Source organism: Streptococcus sp. CL5.50 (assembly GCF_049738015.1).
In the GTDB taxonomy this organism is placed as follows: Bacteria; Bacillota; Bacilli; order Lactobacillales; family Streptococcaceae; genus Streptococcus; species Streptococcus mitis_CA.
The window spans coordinates 1-1,105 of sequence record NZ_JBKOTR010000029.1 but is presented as its reverse complement, the minus strand read 5'-3'; the positions used below and the strand labels follow the sequence as shown (position 1 = coordinate 1,105).

General features: G+C 37.6%; 1 protein-coding gene. It reads right to left on the bottom strand.

Annotation, left to right across the window (positions count from 1 at the left end):
- Positions 1–981 (bottom strand): ISL3 family transposase (locus tag ACLNCV_RS09780; RefSeq protein WP_424845159.1); only part of this gene is annotated, 981 nt, incomplete at its 3' end.
- Between the last annotated feature and the right edge of the window lie 124 nt (positions 982–1,105).

Genomic DNA, 1,105 nt, shown 5'->3' with positions numbered 1-1,105 from the left:
CTCCTTGTTCTGAAAGTGAAAGAGTAAGAGCTGATAGACATTGTAGTGGTGTTTCAAGTCTTCTGAATAGCTCAAAAGCTTGTCTAAAATCTCTTTATTGGTTAAGTGCATGCGAAAAGTAGGGCGATAAAATCGCTTATCACTCAGTTTACGGCTATCTTGTTGGATGAGTTTCCAGTAGCGCTTGGTAGCCTTGTATTCATGAGATTTTCGATGAAACTGATTCATGATTTGGACACGCATACGACTCATAGCACGGCTCATGTGTTGGACAATATGGAAACGATCCAACACGATTTTAGCGTTTGGAAAAAGCTGTTTAGCCAAGTCATAGTAAGGGCTAAACATATCCATAGTAATGATTTTCACCTGACAGCGCACGGCTCTATCGTAGCGAAGAAAGTGATTCCGGATGATAGCTTGTGTTCTTCCTTCAAGAACAGTGATGATATTAAGATTATCAAAATTTTGAGCAATAAAACTCATCTTTCCCTTAGTAAAGGCATACTCGTCCCAAGACATAATCTCAGGGAGGTACGAAAAATCAGGCTTAAAACGGAAGTCATTAAGCTTGCGAATAACAGTTGATGTTGAAATGGCTAACTGATGAGCAATATCGGTCATAGAAGTCTTTTCAATCAACTTTTGCGCAATTTTTTGGTTGATAATACGAGGAATTTGGTGATTCTTCTTGACGATAGAAGTTTCAGCGACCATCATTTTTGAACAGTGATAGCACTTGAAACGACGCTTTTTAAGTAGAATTCTAGTAGGCATACCAGTCGTTTCGAGGTAAGGGATCTTAGACGGTTTTTGAAAATCATATTTCTTCATTTGACTTCCGCACTCAGGGCAAGATGGAGCATTGTAGTCCAGTTTGGCGATGATTTCTTTGTGTGTATCCCTATTGATGATATCTATAAATTGGATATTAGGGTCTTTGATATCGAGTAGTTTTGTGATAAAATGTAATTGTTCCATATGAATCTTTCTAATGAGTTGTTTTGTCGCTTTTCATTATAGATCTTATGGGACTTTTTTTCTACAACAAAATAGGCTCCATAATATCCATAGGGGATTTACCCACTACAAATATTATAGAGCC